Genomic DNA, 18,673 nt, shown 5'->3' with positions numbered 1-18,673 from the left:
AGCCCGTCAGGGCGAAGCGTGGAGGCCCGGCCTGGATTTGAACCAGGATAAACAGTGTTGCACCACTGCCGCGTCGACGCTTCCGCCACCGGGCCGAGCGGATCATTGCTGATTATTTCCGCGGCCGCCACGTTTACTTTAAGGTAACGTTAATATCCCGCGCAACCTTGGATCAGTGGTGCGCCACGAACGTCATCCGCCACGGATTGTGCCCGATGTTGCGTGGCGCACGCGTGGCGCTGAAGCCGGCGGCGCCGAGCTTTGCGATCATCTCGTCCTCGCGGTAGCGCTGCAGCCCGATCCGGGTGCGCAGCTGCCGATAGTCCGACAGTGCGGTTGAGGCGAGCCCGATCAAGGCATCGCGCAGGAAGCCGTGGGTCGCCGCGAAGCGCAGCAGTGCGATGACGTCCCTGGCCATGCCGACTTCGGGCCGCAGGATATCGCCGAGCACGAACCGGCCCGAGGGCTTCAGCAGGCGGTGGATCACGTCGAACGCGTTGTCGAGCTCCTGCGGCGTCATGTATTGCGCCACCGAGTTCATCACCACGAGGTCGATCGTATCAGCCTCCATGTGCTTCAGGTCATCGAGCGAGCGGACCCGGATTCGGGTGTCGGGTGCAAAGCGCGCGACCAGGCGGCCGCGGACGCCGGGCGCCGGCTCCGCCAGATAGAGCTGCGCGCAGGCATTGGCGACCTTCACCGCCGAGAGCGCCTCGCCGCAGGCGTAGTCGAGCACCACCGCATCGGGCGAGGTGATGTATCCGATGATGTCGTTCGCGATGACCTGGAAATGCAGGTCGCGGTGCAGTCGGCTCGCATAAATCGTGTGTGTGGAATCGTAATAATCGATCCATTCATCCATCGCGTTTGGTATCCGGCAGAACGGGTTCCTGACCTTCAGGAACGGGTGGGCTGATGATGCGTTAGCGGTCCGGCGGCCAATGTTCAATGCGCCGAAATACGGGGTTCCTAACAGGAAGGTTTACCGTGAGCAAAGCCAACTCTGACGCCAACAAGACTCACAAGATCTCGCCCGATCTCGACACGCCGAGCGACCTGCCGCGGGCTGCGGTGGACACGATCTCGGCCTCGCTCAACACGCTTCTGGCCGACGCCTTTGCGCTCTACCTGAAGACCAAGAATTTCCACTGGCACGTCAGCGGCCGGCATTTCCATGACTACCATCTGTTGCTGGATGAGCAGTCGGACGCGATCTTCGCGACCACCGACCAGCTCGCCGAACGGGTGCGTAAGCTCGGCGGCGTCACGCTGAAGTCGATCGGCGACGTCGCCAGGCACCAGACCATCAAGGACAACGACGAGGCCTATGTCCCGCCGCGCGAAATGCTGCGCGAGTTGATGGAGGACAACAAGCACATCGCAGCTGCGATGCGCAAGGCGCACAAGCTCGCCGACGATCACGAGGATTCCGGAACCGCCGGCCTGCTCGAAACCTTCATCGACGAAACCGAGCGCCGAACCTGGTTCCTGTTCGAGGCCAGCCGCCAGGAAGGCAGCAACGCGGCGTAGCCCCTGTGCCGCTCCGTCGTGTGTGTGGGCAGAGGCGCGTCAGACCGTACCCACCACCCTGCGCGTGAAAGCGGGCACGCCTCAGCCCACCCCGCGGGTCCGATGCGCGGAGCGATGGATTGCTGCGCTCTGCTCGCAATAACGGCGGATTACCGCTTCCACAGCCGCACCAGCGGGCCATCCTTGCCCATCACCGGATCCGTCGCCGGGATCGCGACCTGCGGGATCGTCGTCAGCGCCCGCGCGCGGTTCTCCGGCGTCGGCCGTTGCAGATCCATCGGCGGGCCCGGCGGATAGGCGCCGACCACGGAAAAATCGTCGCTCGCCGACAGGCATTGATGCCCGGTCCCGGCCGGCAGGATCGCGACGTCGCCGGCTGCGATATCGAGCGCTTGTCCATCCGCGCCACCGAACTGCACCCGCGCGCGACCGCGGGCGATGCCGAGCACCTCGTGCACGGTGGCGTGGTAGTGCGCGAAATCGTAGACGCCGTTGCGCCACATCGCGCCCCAGCCATTGCTGGCGAACAGCTGCTCGATCGTGGCCTCGGGATCGCGGCCGAGATCGACGACGCCCTTGTAGACCAGGAACGGCATCGGATTGTTCGGCACCATCCCGTCGTCCCTGAAGACGATGGCAAGCGGCTCGGCTGCGGCTTTGATTGTGGACATGGCGACCTCCGGCAAGTGCTCGGCAAGTGTGAGCAACACGATCCGCGGAGCAACCCGCTGTCAGCGCCAAGCGTTCCTGGCAAACTCAACTCGCTTTGGGCAGCTCGAACACCAGGCAGGTGGTGGTGGCGTGCGCGATCAGCTTGCCCTTGGCGTCGGTGATGCGCGCTTCGGCGGTTGCGACACGGCGGCCGGCATTGAGCACCTGGCCTTCGGTGCGGATCGTGCCGGTGTCCTGGCTCATGCCGCGGACGAAGGAGATCTTGAACTCCAGCGTGGTGTAGCCAAAGCCTTGCGGCAGCGTGGTCTGCACCGCGAGCCCCATCGCGGAATCCAGCAGGATCGCGGCGTAGCCGCCATGCACCGAGCCGATCGGGTTATAGTGGCGCAGGCCCGGGATGCTGTGGATCACCACATGGCCGGCCTCGGCCGTGCAGTCGAAAGGCTCGACATTCTCCATGATCGGCGGCTCCGGCAGCGTGCGGGCGAAGATGCCGCGCACGAAGTCGAGCCCGGACATCGACGCCATTACCGCCATCGAGGAGACGCCGTAGACGGGTTTCGGGGCGGCGCTATCGGTCATGTCGGGCATCCTGTTGCTTGATGATCGTCGTCATATGACTTGATATGACTGGGCAGCGTCCGCTCATGCAAGGCGTGACAGAAGATCATGCCCGAACCAGGTGGTCCGGGCATGTGGTATTCGATGAGGGCTGCGCTGACGGCCGCGGTCTACGCCGCCCGCTTCTTCTTCCGCATCAGGTCGGCGAAACGCTGGAACAGGTAGTGCGAGTCGCGCGGGCCGGGCGAGGCCTCGGGGTGGTACTGCACCGAGAACACCGGCTTGCCCTCGAGCGCGATGCCGCAATTGGAGCCGTCGAACAGTGAGATGTGGGTCTGGGTGGCGCCCATCGGCAGCGTCGCCTGGTCCACCGCGAAGCCGTGGTTCATCGAGGTGATCTCGACCTTGCCGGTGGTCTCGTCCTTGACCGGATGGTTGGCGCCGTGATGGCCCTGATGCATCTTCTTGGTCTTGGCGCCGACGGCGAGGCCGAGCATCTGATGGCCGAGGCAGATGCCGAAGGTCGGCGTGCCCGAGGCAATCACCTTCTGGATCACGGGCACGGCATATTTGCCGGTCGCGGCGGGATCGCCGGGCCCGTTCGACAGGAACACGCCGTCCGGCTTCATCGCCAGGATGTCCTCGGCCGCGGTCGTTGCCGGCACCACGGTCACCTTGGCGCCGACGCCGGCGAGCAGGCGCAGGATGTTGCGCTTGATGCCGTAGTCGATCGCGACCACGTTGAACTCCGGCGCGGTCTGCTGGCCAAAACCCTTGCCCCATGCCCAGGGCGTCTCATCCCAGGTGAAGCGCTGGCCGGAGGTGACCATCGGCACCAGATCCATGCCCTCGAGGCCGGGCCATTCGCGCGCCTCTTCCTTCAGGGCATGCAAGTCGAACTCGCCGCTCCTGGAATGCGCGATCACCGCATTGGGCATGCCCTTGGAGCGGATCAGCGCGGTCAACGCGCGGGTGTCGATGCCGGAAAGGCCGATGATGCCGCGCGCCTTCAACCATTGGTCGAGATGTTTGGTGGCGCGGTAATTCGAGGGATCGGTGATGGCGGAGCGCAGGATCACGCCGCGCGCGCCCGGCGTCGCGGCCATGTTCACTGTCTCGATGTCTTCCTCGTTGGTACCGACATTGCCGATATGCGGGAAGGTGAAGGTGATGATCTGGCCGGCATAGGACGGATCGGTGAGGATCTCCTCATAGCCGGTCATCGCGGTGTTGAAGCAGACCTCGCCAACGGCGTGGCCTTCGGCGCCGAGACCGAAGCCTTCCAGCACGGTGCCATCGGCGAGCACAAGGAGCGCGGTCGGTTTGTGGTCCGGCCAGGCGGGAGCGTTTTCTGGGGTTGTCATGAGCCCTTTAAATAGTCGCCGCACCCTGCGGCGTCAAAGCGAAAGGGCGCGGATTCACACGGCAATCCCGGCCGATTTGACAGGCTGGAAGGGCCTTTTAATCTAAAGTTCCCTGAAGCGGCCGTTTGCTTGCCGAAAATGACCCGGTCCGGAGCTCCCGCATGGATAACACGATGCCGATCCTGCTCGTCCCGGGCCTCATCTGCTCGCCGCGGATTTTCGCCCCGGTGATCCCGGCGCTGTGGCGGCTCGGGCCGGTCACGGTCGCCAACCATGTCCGGGACGACAATATGGGGGCGATCGCTCGCCGCATCCTGGCGGAGGCGCCGCCGCGCTTTGCCCTCGCCGGACACTCGATGGGCGGCTACATTGCCTTCGAGATCATGCGCCAGGCACCCGAGCGGGTCGCCAAGCTGGCGCTGATGAGCACCCAGGCGCGGGCCGACACGCCGGAGGCTACCGCCCGCCGCCGCGGCATGATCGAGCGTGCCAAAAGCGGCCAATATCGCAGCGTGGTCGACGAACTGTTTCCGGGTTTCGTGCATCCGTCGAGGCAGGCCGATGCCAGCCTGCGCCAGGTTGTTTATGATATGAGCGAGGATGTCGGCGCCGAGGCCTTCATCCGTCAGCAGAACGCGGTGCTGAGCCGGCCGGATTCGCGGCCGAGCATGGCCTGGATCAAGTGTCCGACCCTGGTGCTGACGTCGGATACCGACAACACAGTTCCGAATTCGCTGTCGGACGAGATGGCCAACGGCATTCCCGGGGCCAAGCTCGTCGTGCTTCCCAATTGCGGTCACCTGCCGCAGCTGGAGCAGCCGCAGGCCTGCGCCGACGCGCTGGTTGCGTGGTTGCGGACTTAAAGCGTTTTCGACGCAGTGGGAGCCTTTCGCGCCAGGAAAAACGCGGCAAACTGGAGTTGTTCTGCCGCTGCAAACTGCCTACATGAAGGGATTGCCGGTTCAAGGATACAAAGATGCTGCGCGACGATATCAACACTGCGGTCAAGGAAGCGATGAAGGCCAAGGACGAGCGCAAGCTCTCGACGCTGCGCATGGTCAATTCGACCATCAAGAACGCCGACATCGACGCGCGCGGGCAGGGCAAGCCGCCACTCTCCGATGCCGATCTGCTTGGCCTCTTGCAGAAGATGATCAAGCAGCGCCAGGAATCGGTCGAGCTCTACGACAAGGGCGGCCGCGCCGAGCTTGCCGACCAGGAGCGCGCGGAGATCGCGGTGATCTCCGCGTATCTGCCGAAGCAGATGTCGGATGACGACGTGAAGGCCGCGATCGCGGCCGTCATCGCCGAGACCAATGCCGCCGGGATCAAGGACATGGGCAAGGTGATCGGTGCCTTGAAGGCGAAGTACGCCGGCCAGATGGATTTCGGCAAGGCCAGCGGCCTGGTGAAGGCGGCGCTGTCGTCTTGATCTCGTAGCTCGGATTTTGCTTTAGCGTCATCCGGGCCGCGCTTGACTCGGCGAATTGCGGGTCGGCAGCAACAATTTCAGCTTGGAGACGTTTGTTGATCTGAAGGCGCCTTGCCGCTGTTCGCCGAGGCGGCGCTCTCGGGGTGACGTTCTGGCTAAATTGGAGATAGGCCATGGCCGATCAGCAAGCTCCTTCCGGTCCGGATCTGACACAAGGCGTCGTCCTTTCCGAATTTTCGGGCACGATGTTGCTCGGCCATGTCGGCGACGAGGACGTGCTGCTGGTGCGTTCGGGCGCGGATATCTTCGCCATCGACGCGCATTGCAGCCATTATCATGGGCCGCTCGCCGAAGGCCTGCTCGAGGGCGAGACCGTCCATTGCCCCTGGCATCACGCCTGCTTCGATATTCGCACCGGTGAAGCGACCGCTGCGCCCGCCTTCGCCGCGCTCGCCGTCTGGAAGGTCGAACGCGACGGCGATCGCATCATTGTCCGCGAGAAGCGCGAGCAGCCGAAACCACGCGTCAAGGGCCCGGTCGATGCGCCCGGCAGGATCGTGATCGTCGGCGGTGGCGCGGCAGGCTTTGCCGCCGCCGAGATGCTGCGACGGCAGGACTATCGGGGCAGCATCGTCATGCTGAGCGGCGAGACCGCGCCACCGGTGGATCGGCCGAACCTCTCGAAGGATTTCCTCGCCGGCAGCGCGCCGGAAGACTGGCTGCCGTTGAAGCCGGACGGCTTCTATGCCGACGCGGCGATCGATCTCAGACTCGGGGCCGAGGTTCAGTCGATCGACACCGGCCGCCGCAATGTCGTCCTCGTCGGCGGCGAAGCCGTTCCCTACGACCGACTGCTGCTGGCGACCGGTGCGGAGCCGGTATGGCTGCCCATTCCGGGCGCCAACCAAGCCCACGTTCATGTGTTGCGCACGCTCGACGATTGCCGGGCGATCATCGCCTCGGCCAACGGAGCACGCAGGGCGGTGGTGATCGGTGCAAGTTTCATCGGGCTCGAGGTTGCGGCCTCCTTGCGCGCGAGACAGATCGAGGTTCACGTGGTCGGGCTGGAGCAGCGACCGATGGAGCGCGTGCTTGGGCCCGACATGGGCGATTTCGTCCGTGCCCTGCACGAGGAGCATGGCGTCGTCTTCCACCTCGGCGACACTGTGACCACGATCGAGGGCAAGCGCGCGCATTTGAAGAGTGGGCCCGTGCTCGATGCGGACCTCGTCGTGGTCGGCGTCGGCGTGAAGCCGCGGCTGGCGCTGCCGGAAGCGGCCGGGCTCGCGATCGATCGCGGCGTGACCGTGGACGCCTATCTCGAGACCAGCGTGCCCGGCATCTACGCAGCCGGCGATATCGCGCGCTGGCCCGATCCGCACAGCGGCGAGAACATCCGGGTCGAGCACTGGGTGGTGGCTGAGCGCCAAGGCCAGACCGCCGCGCGCAATATGCTGGGGCAGCGTGAGGTCTTCGACGCAGTGCCGTTCTTCTGGAGCCAGCATTACGACGTGCCGATCAACTATGTCGGCCACGCCGAGCAGTGGGACGAGATCGCGGTGGACGGCAGCATTGCCGGCCGGGATTGCATGCTGCGCTACAAGCGCGGCGGGCGCGTGCTCGCAGCCGCGTCGATCTATCGCGACCTTGACAGCCTCAAGGCCGAGGTCGCAATGCAGCGGGCGGCAGCCTGATCGCTTTCCCTCTCAAGGATGTTCGTAGCCCGGATGCAGCGAAGCGAAATCCGGGTGAGTCTGTCCACTTGATGAGAACCCCGGATTGCGCTTCGCTCCATCCGGGCTACGCATGATGGCAGGACTAAGCCCGGCCATGACAAGGGATGGAAGCAACGCAAGCCATGCTTAAGGAAGCCGCCACCTACGACGAGCTCTATCGCAACTTCCGCTGGGATATCCCCGCGCGCTTCAACATGGCGACCGCCTGTTGCGACCGCCACGCCGACGGCACCGGCCGGCTCGCGCTGATCTATGTCGACGAGGACGGCGGCACCACGCGCACGTCGTTCGACGAGGTCGCGGACGCCTCGCGCCGCTTCGCCAATGTGCTGACCGCCGACGGCCTGGTACGCGGTGACCGCGTCGCGGTGTTCCTGTCGCAATCGCTGGAATTGCCGGTTGCGCATCTCGCGGCGTTCCGCGCGGCTCTGATCGCGGTCCCGCTGTTTGCACTGTTCGGCGAGGACGCGCTCGAATTCCGGCTGTCGAACTCGGCAGCGAAGGCCGTCATCACCGATGAAGCCGGCTGGGAAAAAATCGCAAAAATCCGCGATCGCCTGCCTGAGCTGAAGAGCGTCTACATCGTCGGCGACAAGACGCCGGCGGGCACAAAGCCGTTCTGGAGCGCGATCAGAGCGGCGTCGCCGGAATTCGCCACCGTCGACACCTCGGCCGACGATCCCGCGCTGATCATCTACACCTCGGGCACCACGGGCAATCCGAAGGGGGCGTTGCACGCGCATCGCGTCGTGCTCGGCCATCTGCCCAATGTCGAGATGTGCCACAACTTCCTGCCGCGGCCGGGCGATCTGATGTGGACGCCGGCCGATTGGGCCTGGATCGGCGGGTTGATCAACGGCCTGCTCGCGTTCTGGTATCACGGCATCCCGATGGTCGGTCACCGCGCCCGCAAGTTCGAGCCGCAGGCGGCGATGCAGATGATGGCCGAGCTTGGCATCCGCAACGTGTTCCTGCCCCCGACCGCGCTGAAGCTGATGCGGCAGGCCGACGTGAAGAACTCCGGCGTCAGGCTGCGCAGCATCTTCACCGGCGGCGAGTCGCTCGGTGGCGAATTGCTCGGCTGGGTGCGCGAAACCTTCGGCATCGACGCCCATGAGGTGTTCGGGCAGACCGAATGCAATCTGGTGATCGGCTCAAACTCCAATCTGTTTCCGATCCGCCCGGGCGCGATGGGCCGTGCCACGCCGGGCTTCGACGTCCGCATCGTCAACGACAAGGGCGAGGAACTGCCGCGGGGACAGCGCGGCATCATCGGCGTGCGGCAGCCGTGTCCCTGCACCATGATCGAATACTGGCGCAATCCGGAAGCGACGCGTAAGAAATATGCCGGCGAATTCCTGTTGACCGGCGATCTCGGCGTGCAGGATGAGGACGGCTATTTCTGGTACGTCAGCCGCGAGGACGACGTCATCACCACAGCCGGTTATCGCGTCGGTCCGTCCGAGATCGAGCACACGCTGATGAAGCATCCGGCGGTCGCGATGTCGGCCGTGGTCGGCATCCCCGATCCGATCCGCACCGAATCGATCAAGGCCTGGATCGTGCTGCGCCCGGGCTTCGCGCCGAGCGACGCGCTGGCGCGCGAGATCCAGGAGTTCGTCAAGGTCCAGCTCGCCGCGCATGAATATCCGCGCTTCGTGCAGTTCGCCGATAGCCTGCCGATGACGGCGACCGGCAAGGTGCTGCGGCGCGAGTTAAGGGCGTTGGGGTAGATTCTATCGCACACTCTCTCCATGTCGTCCCGGGCAAGCGCAGCGCGACCCGGGACCCATAACCACAGTCGTTCATTGTTGCGCGACGCTGTGGCCCCAGCTCGCTCCATCCCACGTCCTGTGGTTATGAGTCCCTGCTTTCGCAGGGACGACAGGGGAGTATGGGACGGCTGTATCGCCAATCTCACCCCGGCATGGCAATTCCCAATTCCTTCAGCGCCGCCAGCATCCGCGCTGGCGGCTGCATCGGGATCACCATGGCCTTGCCGGTCTCCAGCAGGCTCTTCAGGCTGGAGAGGATCGCGGGCCAGCCGGTGCGGCCGCCGGACAGGATGTCGTCGCTGATCGGGCGGTCATGCGACTGCAGCAAGGTCAGCTTGACGCCGTCGCCGGCTGGCTCGATCTCCCAGGTGACGAGCGTCGGCCCGAGCTTCTCGACCAGCTGCGGCCAGTTGACGTTGAAGGTGACGGTCAGCCGCTTCATGGGATCGCATTCGATCACCTCGCCGGAGATGTGCAGCGCGCCGGCGGGCGTGCGCACGATGTAGGGGCCGCCGATCCGAAGCTCGACCTCGACCGCGTTGCCGGAGAAATACTGCCGGCTGAATTCGGCATTCGTCAGCGCCTGCCAGACCTGCTCGGGTGTCGCGGCGATGTAGATCGCGTAGACGATCGCCGGCTTGAATTTATCGATGTTCATGTCCGCACGGATCCTTCGATAGATCTTCATGGTCATTCGAAACCGTCGATCCCGAGCGCGGCAGGCGGGATCGCGACCACCTTGCCGGTCTCGAGCAGGCTCTTGAGTCCGGACAGGATCGCCGGCCAGCCCTTGGAGATGCCATCGAGCAGCTTGCTGCCGACGCCGAAGCCCTCATGGGTCACGGTCAGCTTCACGATCTGGCCGAACGGCTGGAGCGTGAACACGACCTTGGTGGCCGGTTCCTTGCGCATTTCAGGGTCGGCCTCGTGCTTGAACGTGTAGGCGAGGCGCCGCGGCCGGTCGGCCTCGAGGATCTCGCCGGTGTCGGTGGTCTGGCCGCTCATCACGAGCGCGAGCGGCGAGCCGACCTTCCAGTCCGTTTTCAGCTCGGTGTCGAACCAGTATTGCCGCGTGAACTCACTTGACGTCAGCGCGTCCCACAGCTTCTCCGGCGTGGTCTCGATATAGGTGACGTAGACAAATTCGGGCTTAGGCATGGTAAGCCTCCCTCGCACCGCTCGTGAGCAGGTCGGCCGGCAGTTCGCGCCCGGTCTCGAGGAAGCTCTTCAGGCTGGCAATGACCATCGGCCAGCCGCCGGAGACGTCGCGCAGTGTCTTCGGACCGAGGTTGTCGTGCGTCATGGTCAGCTTGACCACTCCGCCGTGGGGTTCGATGTCGAACGTCACGCGCGAAACCCGCTCGCGCTCGACGCCTTCTTTCACGACGTCCCAGCTGTAGGCGAGCCTCTTGGGCGGGTCAGCGATCAGCACCTCGCCTTGCACGCTGCGGCGGCCGTCCTTGGCCAAATGATAGAGCGAGCCGACTTTCCAGTCGGAGCTGACGCGATATCCGAACCAGAAGCGCTCGGTGAACTCGCTCGATGTCAGCGCGTCCCACAGCTTCTCGGCCGTGGTCTCGATATAGGTGACGTAGACGTAGTCCGGCTTACTCATCACGCTTCTCCAACTGTCGCTTCAATTCGCTGAGCGCGGCAAGTTTCCCGCGCTCGAACTTCTTGATCCACCGCTCGCCGATCTGATGGATCGGAACCGGGTTGAGGTAATGCAGCTTCTCGCGGCCATGCTTGATCGTGGTGACGAGGTTGGCCTCCTCGAGAATCACAAGGTGCTTGGTGACGGCCTGACGCGTCATGTCGAGGCCGTCGCAGAGCTCGCCGAGCGTCTGCCCGTTCTGTTCGTGAAGCCGGTCAAGCAGCGTGCGCCGCGAGGCGTCCGCGAGAGCTTTGAAGACTTCATCCATGGGTCGGATAATAGGCAACCAAATGGTTGCATGTCAAGAGCGTGTGTTTGGACGCCCGGGCGCGCTTCCATGTCTGCCAGTCTCGTGCATAATGACGCTCAGAAACGAACGAGCCCCGATGTCCCTGCAAGCCTATTTCGCCTTCGTCGCCGCCTGCATTGCGCTGGCGCTGTTACCCGGTCCGATCGTCACGATGGTGATCGCCAACGGGCTGCGCTACGGCACCCGCGCCGCGCTGACCAATGTGCTGGGCGCGCAGGTCGGGCTCGCGATCGTGATCGGCATCGTCGCGGTCGGCCTGACCTCGCTGATGGCGACCATGGGTTACTGGTTCAACTGGGTGCGCTTTGCCGGCGCCGCCTATCTGGTCTGGCTCGGCATCAAGCTGATCCGCTCGCCGGTCGAAGGCGTCGGCACCGACGACAGGCCGCCGCCGCCGCGCGGCGGGTTCTTCCTGCAGGGCTTTCTGGTACTGCTCTCGAACCCGAAGGTGCTGGTGTTCTTCGGCGCCTTCATCCCGCAGTTCATGGACATGGACAAGCCGCATTTGCCGCAGGTGGCGCTGCTCGGCGTCACCTTCATGGCAACCGCAGTGCTGACCGATGCCGCCTACGCGCTGGCGGCCGGCCGCGCCCGAAAATTCTTCTCCAAGGAGCGGACGCGGCTGATGTCGCGCATCTCGGGCGGCTTCATGATCGGCGGCGGCATCTGGCTGGCGCTGACCCGGGCGCGATAGATCTGCCGGGCGACAGTCTCAAGATCGTCACCGACCCCAATTTCCGGCGTGCGTAAACCACGGCAGACGTTTTGCTCTAGCCCGGTGGCCGTCAGCCATGCTTTGATCGGCGATGAGAATTAACCCGTCTTTGGGGGCATTCCTTGGCCACCGATAGCGTGGATCGGCGTCTGGCAGCGGTTCTGGCGGCGGATATCGCCGGCTACAGTCGGCTGATGGGGATCGATGAGGAAGGCACCCTGGCCAGGCTGAAGTCGGTCAGGCGGACGCTGCTCGATCCGGTGCTGACGGCACATCGCGGCCGCGTCGTCAAAACCACCGGCGACGGACTACTCGTTGAATTTGCTAGCGCCGTCGATGCGGTGCGCAGTGCCGTTGAAGTTCAGCGTCGAATGGCCGATCAGAATGTTGCCGTTGCAACTGAGCAGCGGCTCCAATTCCGGATCGGAATCCACATCGGCGACATCATTTTTGACGACAACGATATCTTTGGCGATGGCGTCAACATCGCAGCGCGCCTGGAGGGGATTGCCGAACCGGGCGGGGTTTGCATTTCCGACGACGCGCAACGGCAGGTTCGCGGCAAGGTCGACGCGGCCTTCGAGGATCTGGGGCCGCAGGTTCTGAAGAACATTGCGGAGCCGGTTCGTGCCTGGAGGCTTCGCGTTGGCGACGCCGTCGCAACGGCCATGGTCGCAAGACCCGCTTCTGCCGCTCCGGCTTCTCTGCCCGCGCTTGCCGAGAAGGCCTCCATCGCGGTGCTGCCGTTCCAGAACATGAGCGGCGATCCGGAGCAGGAATATTTTGCCGACGGTGTCGTCGAGGACATCATCACGGCGCTATCGCGCTTCAGATCGCTGTTCGTGATCGCGCGCAATTCAAGCTTCACCTACAAAGGAAAGCCCGTCGACATCAAGCAGGTCGGGCGCGAACTCGGCGTGCGATACGTGCTCGAAGGTTCGGTGCGCAAGTCGAGCGGCCGCGTTCGGATCACCGCGCAACTGATCGAGGCCGGCAGCGGAGCGCATCTCTGGGCAGACAGGTTCGACGGTGAGCTGAAGGACGTGTTCGACCTGCAGGACCAGGTCACCGCAAATGTTGTCAGCGTCATCGCGCCAAAAATCCAGCAGAGCGAGATCGAACGAACCAGAAACAAGCCGACCGATCGTCTCGACAGCTACGATCTTTTCCTGAGAGGCATTGCGGCATATGCGGACCGCTCCAAGTGGGGCTCCAGCGGCGAACTCGGCGAGTGGTTCAAAAGAGCCTGCGCGCTTGATCCCAGTTATGCGGCCGCTCAGATCATGCTGGCCTATTCGTCACTGCTCAAACAGACCGCGCGTGGCACTCCCCCCGGGACGGAGGAGTTGGCAGAGGCGCTGCGGATCGCCGAACTCGCCTGCGCGCTGGCCGGTGACGATCCGTACGTGCTGGCGCGTGCGGCTCACATGTTTGCCTATCTCGGCCGTGATTACGATCGCGCCGAGACCATGATCGAAGAGGCGATCTCGCTCAATTCGAACGATGCTGCGGCGTGGGGATATCGCGGCTGGATTTCGCTCATGTGCGTCCAGCCGGCACGCGCGATCGAGAGTTTTGAGCGCAGGCTGCAGCTCAGCCCGATCGATCCCGGGCGGGCATCGATGTGGAACGGAATCAGCTTCGCCCATTTCATGCTCGGTGAGTATGAGCAGGGCCGTGCGGCCGCTGCCAAGGCGCTCGTGGTCGGGGAGGATGCGCACACGCTCAGCGCGTTGATCATGAACGAAGTCGGCTCCGGGCGTCTCGACGAGGCGCGCGCCGTCGCCGGCCGCCTGCTCAAGCTGCGGCCTGACTTCCGCGCTTCCTACGCGCGGCAGAATTTTCCGACCAGAACCGCCGAATGGGGCGACCGCATGGTCGCCGTGCTGTGCGAGGCAGGTATTCCGGCATAAGTCTTCCCGGATCGACGCGCTTCGATCGCAGACGTCGCTTCGGGAATGCGAAGGGACGGCTGATCCTACGCCGCAATCCGCTCGACGACGTCGCGCACCAGGCCGGTCAGCAGCTCAAGCTTGTATCCGGTCATCGGCAGTGGCTTTGCCCCCGATGTTGCGAGCTCGGCGGCTTGCGCAATCGTCGCCGCATTGGCTGGCTTTCCCTCCAGCGCCTCCGCAGATGCCGTGAGTCGCAGCGGCACCGGAGCGATGCCGCCGGCGCTGATGTGGACCTCTCGGAACGCGCCGCCGGAGATCACGGCCCGCACGCAGATCTCGACCAGCGGCCATTCCGCATGCGTGCGGCTGATGGCGCGCTTGTAGAGCGCGCGCTCGCCGGCCAGCGGGGCGGGCAGCTCGATCCGCTCGATTCGTTCGCCCGGTGCAAGCAGATTGTCGACCGTGCCGTTGCTGCCGTCGCCGAGCAGGTCGGAGATCGACAATCCGCTGCGCCGGTCGGTGATGATCTTCGCATCATAGGCGAGCAGCGCCATCGCCATCGTCGAGGGATGCGGCGCCACGCAAGGGCCGAGATCGAACGCGACGTGATAGAGATGGTTGCCGGATCGCGCCGGACAGTCGGAGCCGCCCTTCTTGAGGCAGGCGATCTGCGGATTGCGGAAATACCAGCAGCGTGAACGCTGCGCGAGGTTGCCGCCGAGCGTCGCCATGTGCCGGATCTGCGGCGTGGCGAGGCCCTGCGCACTCGCGGCGATGCCAGGATAGGCCTGGGCCAGCCGCGCGTCGAATGCGATCGCAGCGATCGCGGTCAACGCGCCGATGCGCGCCGCGCCGTCGGCATTCCATTTGATCCCGATCGTATCGGGACTGGCGGTGAGATCGATGACGGTGCCGCATGACAGGCCGCTGCGGCGGCGTTCCGACAGGTCGGTGCCGGCGGCACGGAATTCGGGCGCTGACATTGACGGGGCAATTGCGGTGCTCATGCGGCATCCCTCCCTTTCAGCGCGGCAACGATGCGGTCGGGCCGGATCGGAATCTCAGTGAGGCGGACGCCGATCGCGTCATGGATCGCGTTGGCGACGGCAGCCGAGGTCGGCACCGTCGAGGCTTCGCCGATGCCGACGCTGTTGCCGAGCACATGGTCGAAGCCGGCTTCGTCGAAATGCACGTCGATCTCGGGCGTGTCCGCGATGCCCGGGATGCGATAATCTTCCATGCCGGCGGTGAGGACGTCGCCGCTGTTCGGATCGAGCTCGCGCGCCTCATAGAGCGCGTAGCCGAGGCCCTGGATCACCGCGCCGCAGGCCTGGCTGCGCGCCAGCGCGGGCGAGGCGATCTTGCCGACAGCAATCCCGGTATGCACGTTGAGCACGCGGACATGGCCGAGCCAGGTGTCGACCTCGACCTCGATCACCTGCACCGAACTCGGCACGCCGGCGCCGACCGCGATGTTGGAGGAGCGCCGCATCATCCAGCCGAACACCATGCCGATCAGGCCGAGCTCGCGCAGCGGCGAGCGGATGCCAGGCGCGGTGTTCTTGCCGTCCTCGCCGCGCGCCTCGGTCACCGCGATGTCGCGTGAGCGCGCGATCAGCTCGCGCCACGGCGCGTTCGAGCCGGGCGCAGGTTTTCGTGTGGCCCGTTCGAGGATCGCGGCCTTCAGCTTGCGCACCGCGAGCAGCGTCGGCGGCATCACCGAGGCGGTAACGCGGCTGCCGCCGGAGCCGGGTCCTACCGGCAGCGCGGAATCGCCGATCCGCACGTCGATATCGGAGGGCTCGAGATCGAACTCGCGCGCGATGGTGTCGGCAAGGATGCTGCGGGTCCCGGTGCCGATGTCCTGCGTGGCGGTGCTGGCGACGATGCGGCCGCCCTTGACCGCGACCTCGACCTTCACCTTGGGCTGCCAGAGATAGAGCCAATAGCCGGTCGCGACCCCGATGCCGCGGCGATAGCGGCCGGTCTGCTGTGGTTTGCGATTGCGCCAGATCTCGAGCCCGGAGGCCCAGTCGTAGAGCCGCTGGCGGTTGGGATCGGGGTCCCAGCGCTTGCGCAGCGCGATCGGGTCGACCTTGAGCCGCAGCGCGGCTTCGTCGATCGATTGCTCGACCGCGAACGCCATCGGTGGACCGCCGGGGCCGCGGAAGGCGGCGCCGGGCGGCAGATTGCTGATGACGTCGAAATCCGAAAGATCCTTGGCCTCGGCCGGATAGATCAGCCGCGCCAGGCCCGCGATGGTCGAGTTGGTCGCGGCGCCCGTGTCGGCATGTGCGGTCACGGAGAGTGCTTTCAGCTTGCCCTCATCGGAAGGGAGCAGCGCGACCTTCAGTTCGGCGGCCGGCCGATAGCCGGCGACGGAGAGCTCCTCCTGGCGATCGTAGACGACGCGCACCGGCGCATTCGCCGCGCGCGCCAGCTCGATCGCGGCGATCGTCTCGGTACCGAGGCTCGACTTCGATCCGAAACCGCCGCCGACGTGATCGGCGATCACGCGGACCTTGTCGTGATCGAGCTTATAGCGTTTTGCGATCTGCTCCTTGAGATGAAACACCTGCTGGGTCGAGGCGTGCAGGGTCAGCCGGTCACCGTCGAAGCGCGCCACCGCGGCGTGCGGCTCGAGGCATGCATGCTGTTGCGTGGCGGTGCGGAAGGTGGCTTCGACCAGCAGCTTGTTGCTCGCCTGGCGCGCCTCATCCACCCATGTGCGCGCCTTCTTGGCACGGGTCGAGAACACCGCGGTCGGGCCACGGATGTTCTGCTTCCATGGTGCCGGCCCGCCGGCCGCTTCCGAGACGTTGCCGGCGCGCTTGCGGCTCGCTTTGTCGAACACCACCGGTGCGCCGTCCCTGCGTCCGGCGTCGAGCCCGACCACCGCGGGCAGTTTTTCGCAAGTCAGCTTGATCGCGGCGAGCGCGGCCAGCGCCGCCTTGCGATCGCTCGCTGCGACCGCCGCGATCGGCTCGCCGACATAGCGCACGATCTTGTCGTCGCCGAGCAGCGACACCGCCGTGACGCCGGCGAGCGCCCGCGCCGGCGCCAGATCGAGCGTGGTGATGCGCGCATGCGCCTCGCGCGAGCGCAGGATCAGGCCTTCGAGCTGGCCGTCATGCTTGATGTCGACGGTGTATTTCGCAGCACCGGTCACCTTGTCGCGCGCCTCGATGCGGGGTGCTGCGACATTGTCGCCGTCGAAACGGCCGGCGCAGGCGTCCGCCACCGCGCGGAAGATCCCGTCATAGGCGCCGCAGCGGCAGAGATGGCCCGACAGCGCCGCGCCGATCTCCTCGCGCGAGGGTACGGCCGTTCCCCTGGTCGCGCGCCATTGGTCGCAGAACGCGACAGATTCCACGATGAAGCCCGGCGTGCAGAAGCCGCATTGCAGGGCGTCATGCGCCATGAACGCCTTCTGCACCGGATGCAGCCCGGCGGCGCTGATGCCTTCCACCGTCGTCACCGCCTTGCCGGCGGCAGCCTTTGCCGGCATCAGGCAGCTTGTGACCGGCGCGCCGTCGACCAGCACGGTGCAGGCGCCGCAGACGCCGGCGCCGCACACCAGCTTGGTGCCGGTGAGCTTGAGCTGGTCGCGCACGATGTCGATCAGGAGCGCGTCGGTATCGTCGGGCAGGGATTCGACGCGGCCGTTGACGGTCGTCGTGGTCATGACTGTCCTCCAGTTGTCCTGCGTGTCGGCTTGTTGCGGATTGCCGCCTTCCTGGCGGGCGGCTGTCGTAATTTCGACGAGGATTTTGTCTCGGATCTCGGCACAGCGCCGGCGCAGAGCGTCCGCACCATGATCGCCATGTCCTTCAGGAACGCATCGGCCGGCTGCATCGCCGGATATTGCGACTTCGCGGCGTACATCGACATCTCGACCAGCCGCGCGAATTCCGCCGGCGACAGCTTCTGCGGCAGCACAAGCTGCTGCTTGTGCACGACCCGCGCGATGGTGGCGGCCACGCGCTCGGTATGGCGCGCGGCATAGGTCTGGTAGAGGTCGCGCGCGTGCACGAGGTGCTCTGAATACAATTCCTCGAGATGCGGCGAGTTGTCCAGCGAGGCGATCATGGTCGAGATCCGCGCGGTCATGCCCGCGGCGAGGATGTCGCCGAGATTGCCGCCCGCCGCCTCGGCCGCGGCGACGGCGCTGTCCTCGGCCGCGATGGCGCTCTCATGCACGCCCTCGATCACGGCGCGGAACAGCGCCTCCTTGGATTCAAAATGGTGATAGAGCGCCTGCCGCGTCAGGCCGGCCGCTTCGGCGACCTGCTCGATGGAGGAGCGGCGAAAGCCGTGCCGGCGGAAAACCAGCATGGCGGCGTCGAGAATGCGGGTTTTCGGTCCCATTTGACGAATTTGACAAAAATATAAAAACTGTCAAATCGCGATTTGGTGAAGCGCGGCGCCGTGGCTGCTCAAGCCTGTGTGAACTGCATCACGGATGGTCGCGCGCCGGTTGCGTAGAGCTTCGTCATGCAGGCGGGCCTGCTCACCCGCAGCTTGCGAGGATACGCAGATGGCTCAGGTCTATTTCCATTGCTCGAACACGCGCGGGGTGTTGATGGATCGCCGCGGCACCGCGGTGACCAGCCTCTCCGAGGCCTGCGAGGCGGCGACCTGCATGATGCGCTCGCTGATCGCATCGGCCAGCCTGGAAGACTGGCGCGATTGGGCCGTGCATGTCAGCGACGAGACCGGCGAGGAGATCGTGATCCTGTCCTTCGCGTCGGTTCTGGGAAAGCCGCACTGAGAGCGAGCCATGTCGTCATCCCAATCATCATTGCTGCCTCTTCGCCGCGGCTTCAACGCGATCACGACGGGCTGGCAGAACTTGATTGCGCGAATGCGCGATCCCTCCCGGCCCGAACTGCACTACATGCGCGGGCCGGGCCCCAAATGGAACGCGAAACATGCCGTCCGCGCCGCGCCGGCCGGCTGAATGCGGACCTGAGGTCTGTCGATCGACGGCGATCGAATGCTGCGCCGGCACGTCGCGTGGACGGCTTCA

General features: G+C 65.2%; 20 protein-coding genes and 1 tRNA gene. 9 read left to right on the top strand and 12 right to left on the bottom strand.

The annotated features are described in order from the left end of the window. Positions 1–19 precede the first annotated feature (19 nt). Both ACVIW0_RS31980 and ACVIW0_RS31975 read right to left on the bottom strand, forming a co-directional pair. Positions 20–95 (bottom strand) — tRNA-OTHER (locus tag ACVIW0_RS31980). 77 nt (positions 96–172) lie between these two features. Continuing rightward, on the bottom strand, positions 173–862 hold the full coding sequence (locus ACVIW0_RS31975; RefSeq protein WP_461355983.1) for a class I SAM-dependent methyltransferase: 690 nt from the start codon (positions 860–862) through the stop codon (positions 173–175). A gap of 125 nt (positions 863–987) precedes the next feature. Between ACVIW0_RS31975 and ACVIW0_RS31970 the strand changes: the two genes are divergently transcribed. Next, on the top strand, positions 988–1,530 hold the full coding sequence (locus ACVIW0_RS31970) for a Dps family protein (RefSeq protein ID WP_461355982.1): 543 nt from the start codon (positions 988–990) through the stop codon (positions 1,528–1,530). Between the two features lie 149 nt (positions 1,531–1,679). Here the strand turns inward: ACVIW0_RS31970 and ACVIW0_RS31965 are convergent, their stop codons facing one another. The 3 genes from ACVIW0_RS31965 to carA form a co-directional block, all read right to left on the bottom strand. Beyond that, entirely contained in the window at positions 1,680–2,201 is a 522-nt protein-coding gene (locus ACVIW0_RS31965; RefSeq protein ID WP_461355981.1) for a hypothetical protein, read from the bottom strand. Between the two features lie 85 nt (positions 2,202–2,286). After that, positions 2,287–2,784, bottom strand: coding sequence for a PaaI family thioesterase (locus ACVIW0_RS31960; RefSeq protein WP_461355980.1), 498 nt, complete (start codon positions 2,782–2,784; stop codon positions 2,287–2,289). Positions 2,785–2,933: 149 nt separating this feature from the next. Then, on the bottom strand, positions 2,934–4,127 hold the full coding sequence (gene carA, locus ACVIW0_RS31955; RefSeq protein WP_461355979.1) for a glutamine-hydrolyzing carbamoyl-phosphate synthase small subunit: 1,194 nt from the start codon (positions 4,125–4,127) through the stop codon (positions 2,934–2,936). 161 nt (positions 4,128–4,288) lie between these two features. On the opposite strand from carA, the gene ACVIW0_RS31950 reads away from it, so the two are divergent. The 4 genes from ACVIW0_RS31950 to ACVIW0_RS31935 all read left to right on the top strand — a co-directional run bounded on the left by ACVIW0_RS31950 (position 4,289) and on the right by ACVIW0_RS31935 (position 9,028). Then, a complete protein-coding gene (locus ACVIW0_RS31950; protein WP_461355978.1) occupies positions 4,289–4,990 on the top strand; it encodes an alpha/beta fold hydrolase in 702 nt (233 codons plus the stop codon). Positions 4,991–5,103: 113 nt separating this feature from the next. Then, a complete protein-coding gene (locus ACVIW0_RS31945) occupies positions 5,104–5,559 on the top strand; it encodes a GatB/YqeY domain-containing protein (RefSeq protein WP_461355977.1) in 456 nt (151 codons plus the stop codon). Positions 5,560–5,732: 173 nt separating this feature from the next. After that, complete coding sequence (locus ACVIW0_RS31940) at positions 5,733–7,253, top strand: FAD-dependent oxidoreductase (protein ID WP_461355976.1); 1,521 nt, start codon at positions 5,733–5,735, stop codon at positions 7,251–7,253. 164 nt (positions 7,254–7,417) lie between these two features. After that, complete coding sequence (locus ACVIW0_RS31935; RefSeq protein ID WP_461355975.1) at positions 7,418–9,028, top strand: acyl-CoA synthetase; 1,611 nt, start codon at positions 7,418–7,420, stop codon at positions 9,026–9,028. Between the two features lie 184 nt (positions 9,029–9,212). Here the strand turns inward: ACVIW0_RS31935 and ACVIW0_RS31930 are convergent, their stop codons facing one another. Genes ACVIW0_RS31930 through ACVIW0_RS31915 form a run of 4 tightly spaced genes read right to left on the bottom strand, consistent with a single transcriptional unit; the run spans position 9,213 to position 10,992 of the window. Beyond that, positions 9,213–9,728: an SRPBCC family protein gene (locus ACVIW0_RS31930; protein WP_461355974.1), complete on the bottom strand. Its 516-nt coding sequence runs from the start codon at positions 9,726–9,728 to the stop codon at positions 9,213–9,215. 32 nt (positions 9,729–9,760) lie between these two features. Then, positions 9,761–10,228 carry an SRPBCC family protein gene (locus tag ACVIW0_RS31925; protein ID WP_461355973.1) on the bottom strand — a complete coding sequence of 156 codons (468 nt, stop codon included), beginning with the start codon at positions 10,226–10,228 and terminating at the stop codon, positions 9,761–9,763. Next, entirely contained in the window at positions 10,221–10,685 is a 465-nt protein-coding gene (locus tag ACVIW0_RS31920; RefSeq protein ID WP_461355972.1) for an SRPBCC family protein, read from the bottom strand. Before ACVIW0_RS31920 ends, ACVIW0_RS31925 begins: the two co-directional genes overlap by 8 nt. After that, positions 10,678–10,992 carry an ArsR/SmtB family transcription factor gene (locus tag ACVIW0_RS31915; protein WP_074127977.1) on the bottom strand — a complete coding sequence of 105 codons (315 nt, stop codon included), beginning with the start codon at positions 10,990–10,992 and terminating at the stop codon, positions 10,678–10,680. Before ACVIW0_RS31915 ends, ACVIW0_RS31920 begins: the two co-directional genes overlap by 8 nt. A gap of 118 nt (positions 10,993–11,110) precedes the next feature. Between ACVIW0_RS31915 and ACVIW0_RS31910 the strand changes: the two genes are divergently transcribed. Next, on the top strand, positions 11,111–11,728 hold the full coding sequence (locus ACVIW0_RS31910; RefSeq protein ID WP_050402699.1) for a LysE family translocator: 618 nt from the start codon (positions 11,111–11,113) through the stop codon (positions 11,726–11,728). A gap of 143 nt (positions 11,729–11,871) precedes the next feature. Next, entirely contained in the window at positions 11,872–13,662 is a 1,791-nt protein-coding gene (locus tag ACVIW0_RS31905; protein ID WP_461355971.1) for an adenylate/guanylate cyclase domain-containing protein, read from the top strand. 65 nt (positions 13,663–13,727) lie between these two features. Here the strand turns inward: ACVIW0_RS31905 and ACVIW0_RS31900 are convergent, their stop codons facing one another. From ACVIW0_RS31900 to ACVIW0_RS31890, 3 genes are read right to left on the bottom strand one after another with little or no spacing between them, the layout of a single operon-like run. Next, complete coding sequence (locus tag ACVIW0_RS31900; RefSeq protein ID WP_461355970.1) at positions 13,728–14,651, bottom strand: FAD binding domain-containing protein; 924 nt, start codon at positions 14,649–14,651, stop codon at positions 13,728–13,730. After that, a complete protein-coding gene (locus ACVIW0_RS31895) occupies positions 14,648–17,329 on the bottom strand; it encodes a molybdopterin-dependent oxidoreductase (RefSeq protein ID WP_461355969.1) in 2,682 nt (893 codons plus the stop codon). Before ACVIW0_RS31895 ends, ACVIW0_RS31900 begins: the two co-directional genes overlap by 4 nt. Beyond that, the gene (locus tag ACVIW0_RS31890) at positions 17,326–18,012 is read right to left on the bottom strand and encodes a TetR/AcrR family transcriptional regulator (protein ID WP_461355968.1); all 687 of its coding nucleotides are present in this window, start codon (positions 18,010–18,012) and stop codon (positions 17,326–17,328) included. The genes ACVIW0_RS31895 and ACVIW0_RS31890 overlap by 4 nt, the downstream gene beginning before the upstream one ends. Before the next feature lie 169 nt (positions 18,013–18,181). Here ACVIW0_RS31890 and ACVIW0_RS31885 point away from each other — a divergent pair, with 169 nt between their 5' ends. Together ACVIW0_RS31885 and ACVIW0_RS31880 are read left to right on the top strand one after the other, a co-directional pair. Beyond that, complete coding sequence (locus ACVIW0_RS31885; protein WP_461355967.1) at positions 18,182–18,415, top strand: DUF6894 family protein; 234 nt, start codon at positions 18,182–18,184, stop codon at positions 18,413–18,415. A gap of 9 nt (positions 18,416–18,424) precedes the next feature. After that, a complete protein-coding gene (locus ACVIW0_RS31880; protein ID WP_461355966.1) occupies positions 18,425–18,604 on the top strand; it encodes a hypothetical protein in 180 nt (59 codons plus the stop codon). Positions 18,605–18,673: the final 69 nt, after the last annotated feature.

The sequence above is a fragment of the Bradyrhizobium sp. USDA 4454 genome, from assembly GCF_054822705.1.
The sequence above is the reverse complement of the archived record's forward strand: the minus strand, read 5'-3'. Positions and strand labels throughout refer to the sequence as shown.

Bases quoted from the DNA above. Each gene is read 5' to 3' on its own strand.
- ACVIW0_RS31895 (WP_461355969.1), bottom strand. From the start codon at position 17,329: ATGACCACGACGACCGTCAACGGCCGCGTCGAATCCCTGCCCGACGAT.
- ACVIW0_RS31960 (WP_461355980.1), bottom strand. From the start codon at position 2,784: ATGACCGATAGCGCCGCCCCGAAACCCGTCTACGGCGTCTCCTCGATG.
- carA (WP_461355979.1), bottom strand. From the start codon at position 4,127: ATGACAACCCCAGAAAACGCTCCCGCCTGGCCGGACCACAAACCGACC.
- ACVIW0_RS31890 (WP_461355968.1), bottom strand. From the start codon at position 18,012: ATGGGACCGAAAACCCGCATTCTCGACGCCGCCATGCTGGTTTTCCGC.
- ACVIW0_RS31975 (WP_461355983.1), bottom strand. From the start codon at position 862: ATGGATGAATGGATCGATTATTACGATTCCACACACACGATTTATGCG.
- ACVIW0_RS31915 (WP_074127977.1), bottom strand. From the start codon at position 10,992: ATGGATGAAGTCTTCAAAGCTCTCGCGGACGCCTCGCGGCGCACGCTG.
- ACVIW0_RS31930 (WP_461355974.1), bottom strand. From the start codon at position 9,728: ATGAACATCGATAAATTCAAGCCGGCGATCGTCTACGCGATCTACATC.
- ACVIW0_RS31925 (WP_461355973.1), bottom strand. From the start codon at position 10,228: ATGCCTAAGCCCGAATTTGTCTACGTCACCTATATCGAGACCACGCCG.
- ACVIW0_RS31940 (WP_461355976.1), top strand. From the start codon at position 5,733: ATGGCCGATCAGCAAGCTCCTTCCGGTCCGGATCTGACACAAGGCGTC.
- ACVIW0_RS31945 (WP_461355977.1), top strand. From the start codon at position 5,104: ATGCTGCGCGACGATATCAACACTGCGGTCAAGGAAGCGATGAAGGCC.
- ACVIW0_RS31935 (WP_461355975.1), top strand. From the start codon at position 7,418: ATGCTTAAGGAAGCCGCCACCTACGACGAGCTCTATCGCAACTTCCGC.
- ACVIW0_RS31950 (WP_461355978.1), top strand. From the start codon at position 4,289: ATGGATAACACGATGCCGATCCTGCTCGTCCCGGGCCTCATCTGCTCG.
- ACVIW0_RS31910 (WP_050402699.1), top strand. From the start codon at position 11,111: ATGTCCCTGCAAGCCTATTTCGCCTTCGTCGCCGCCTGCATTGCGCTG.
- ACVIW0_RS31880 (WP_461355966.1), top strand. From the start codon at position 18,425: ATGTCGTCATCCCAATCATCATTGCTGCCTCTTCGCCGCGGCTTCAAC.
- ACVIW0_RS31885 (WP_461355967.1), top strand. From the start codon at position 18,182: ATGGCTCAGGTCTATTTCCATTGCTCGAACACGCGCGGGGTGTTGATG.
- ACVIW0_RS31965 (WP_461355981.1), bottom strand. From the start codon at position 2,201: ATGTCCACAATCAAAGCCGCAGCCGAGCCGCTTGCCATCGTCTTCAGG.
- ACVIW0_RS31900 (WP_461355970.1), bottom strand. From the start codon at position 14,651: ATGAGCACCGCAATTGCCCCGTCAATGTCAGCGCCCGAATTCCGTGCC.
- ACVIW0_RS31920 (WP_461355972.1), bottom strand. From the start codon at position 10,685: ATGAGTAAGCCGGACTACGTCTACGTCACCTATATCGAGACCACGGCC.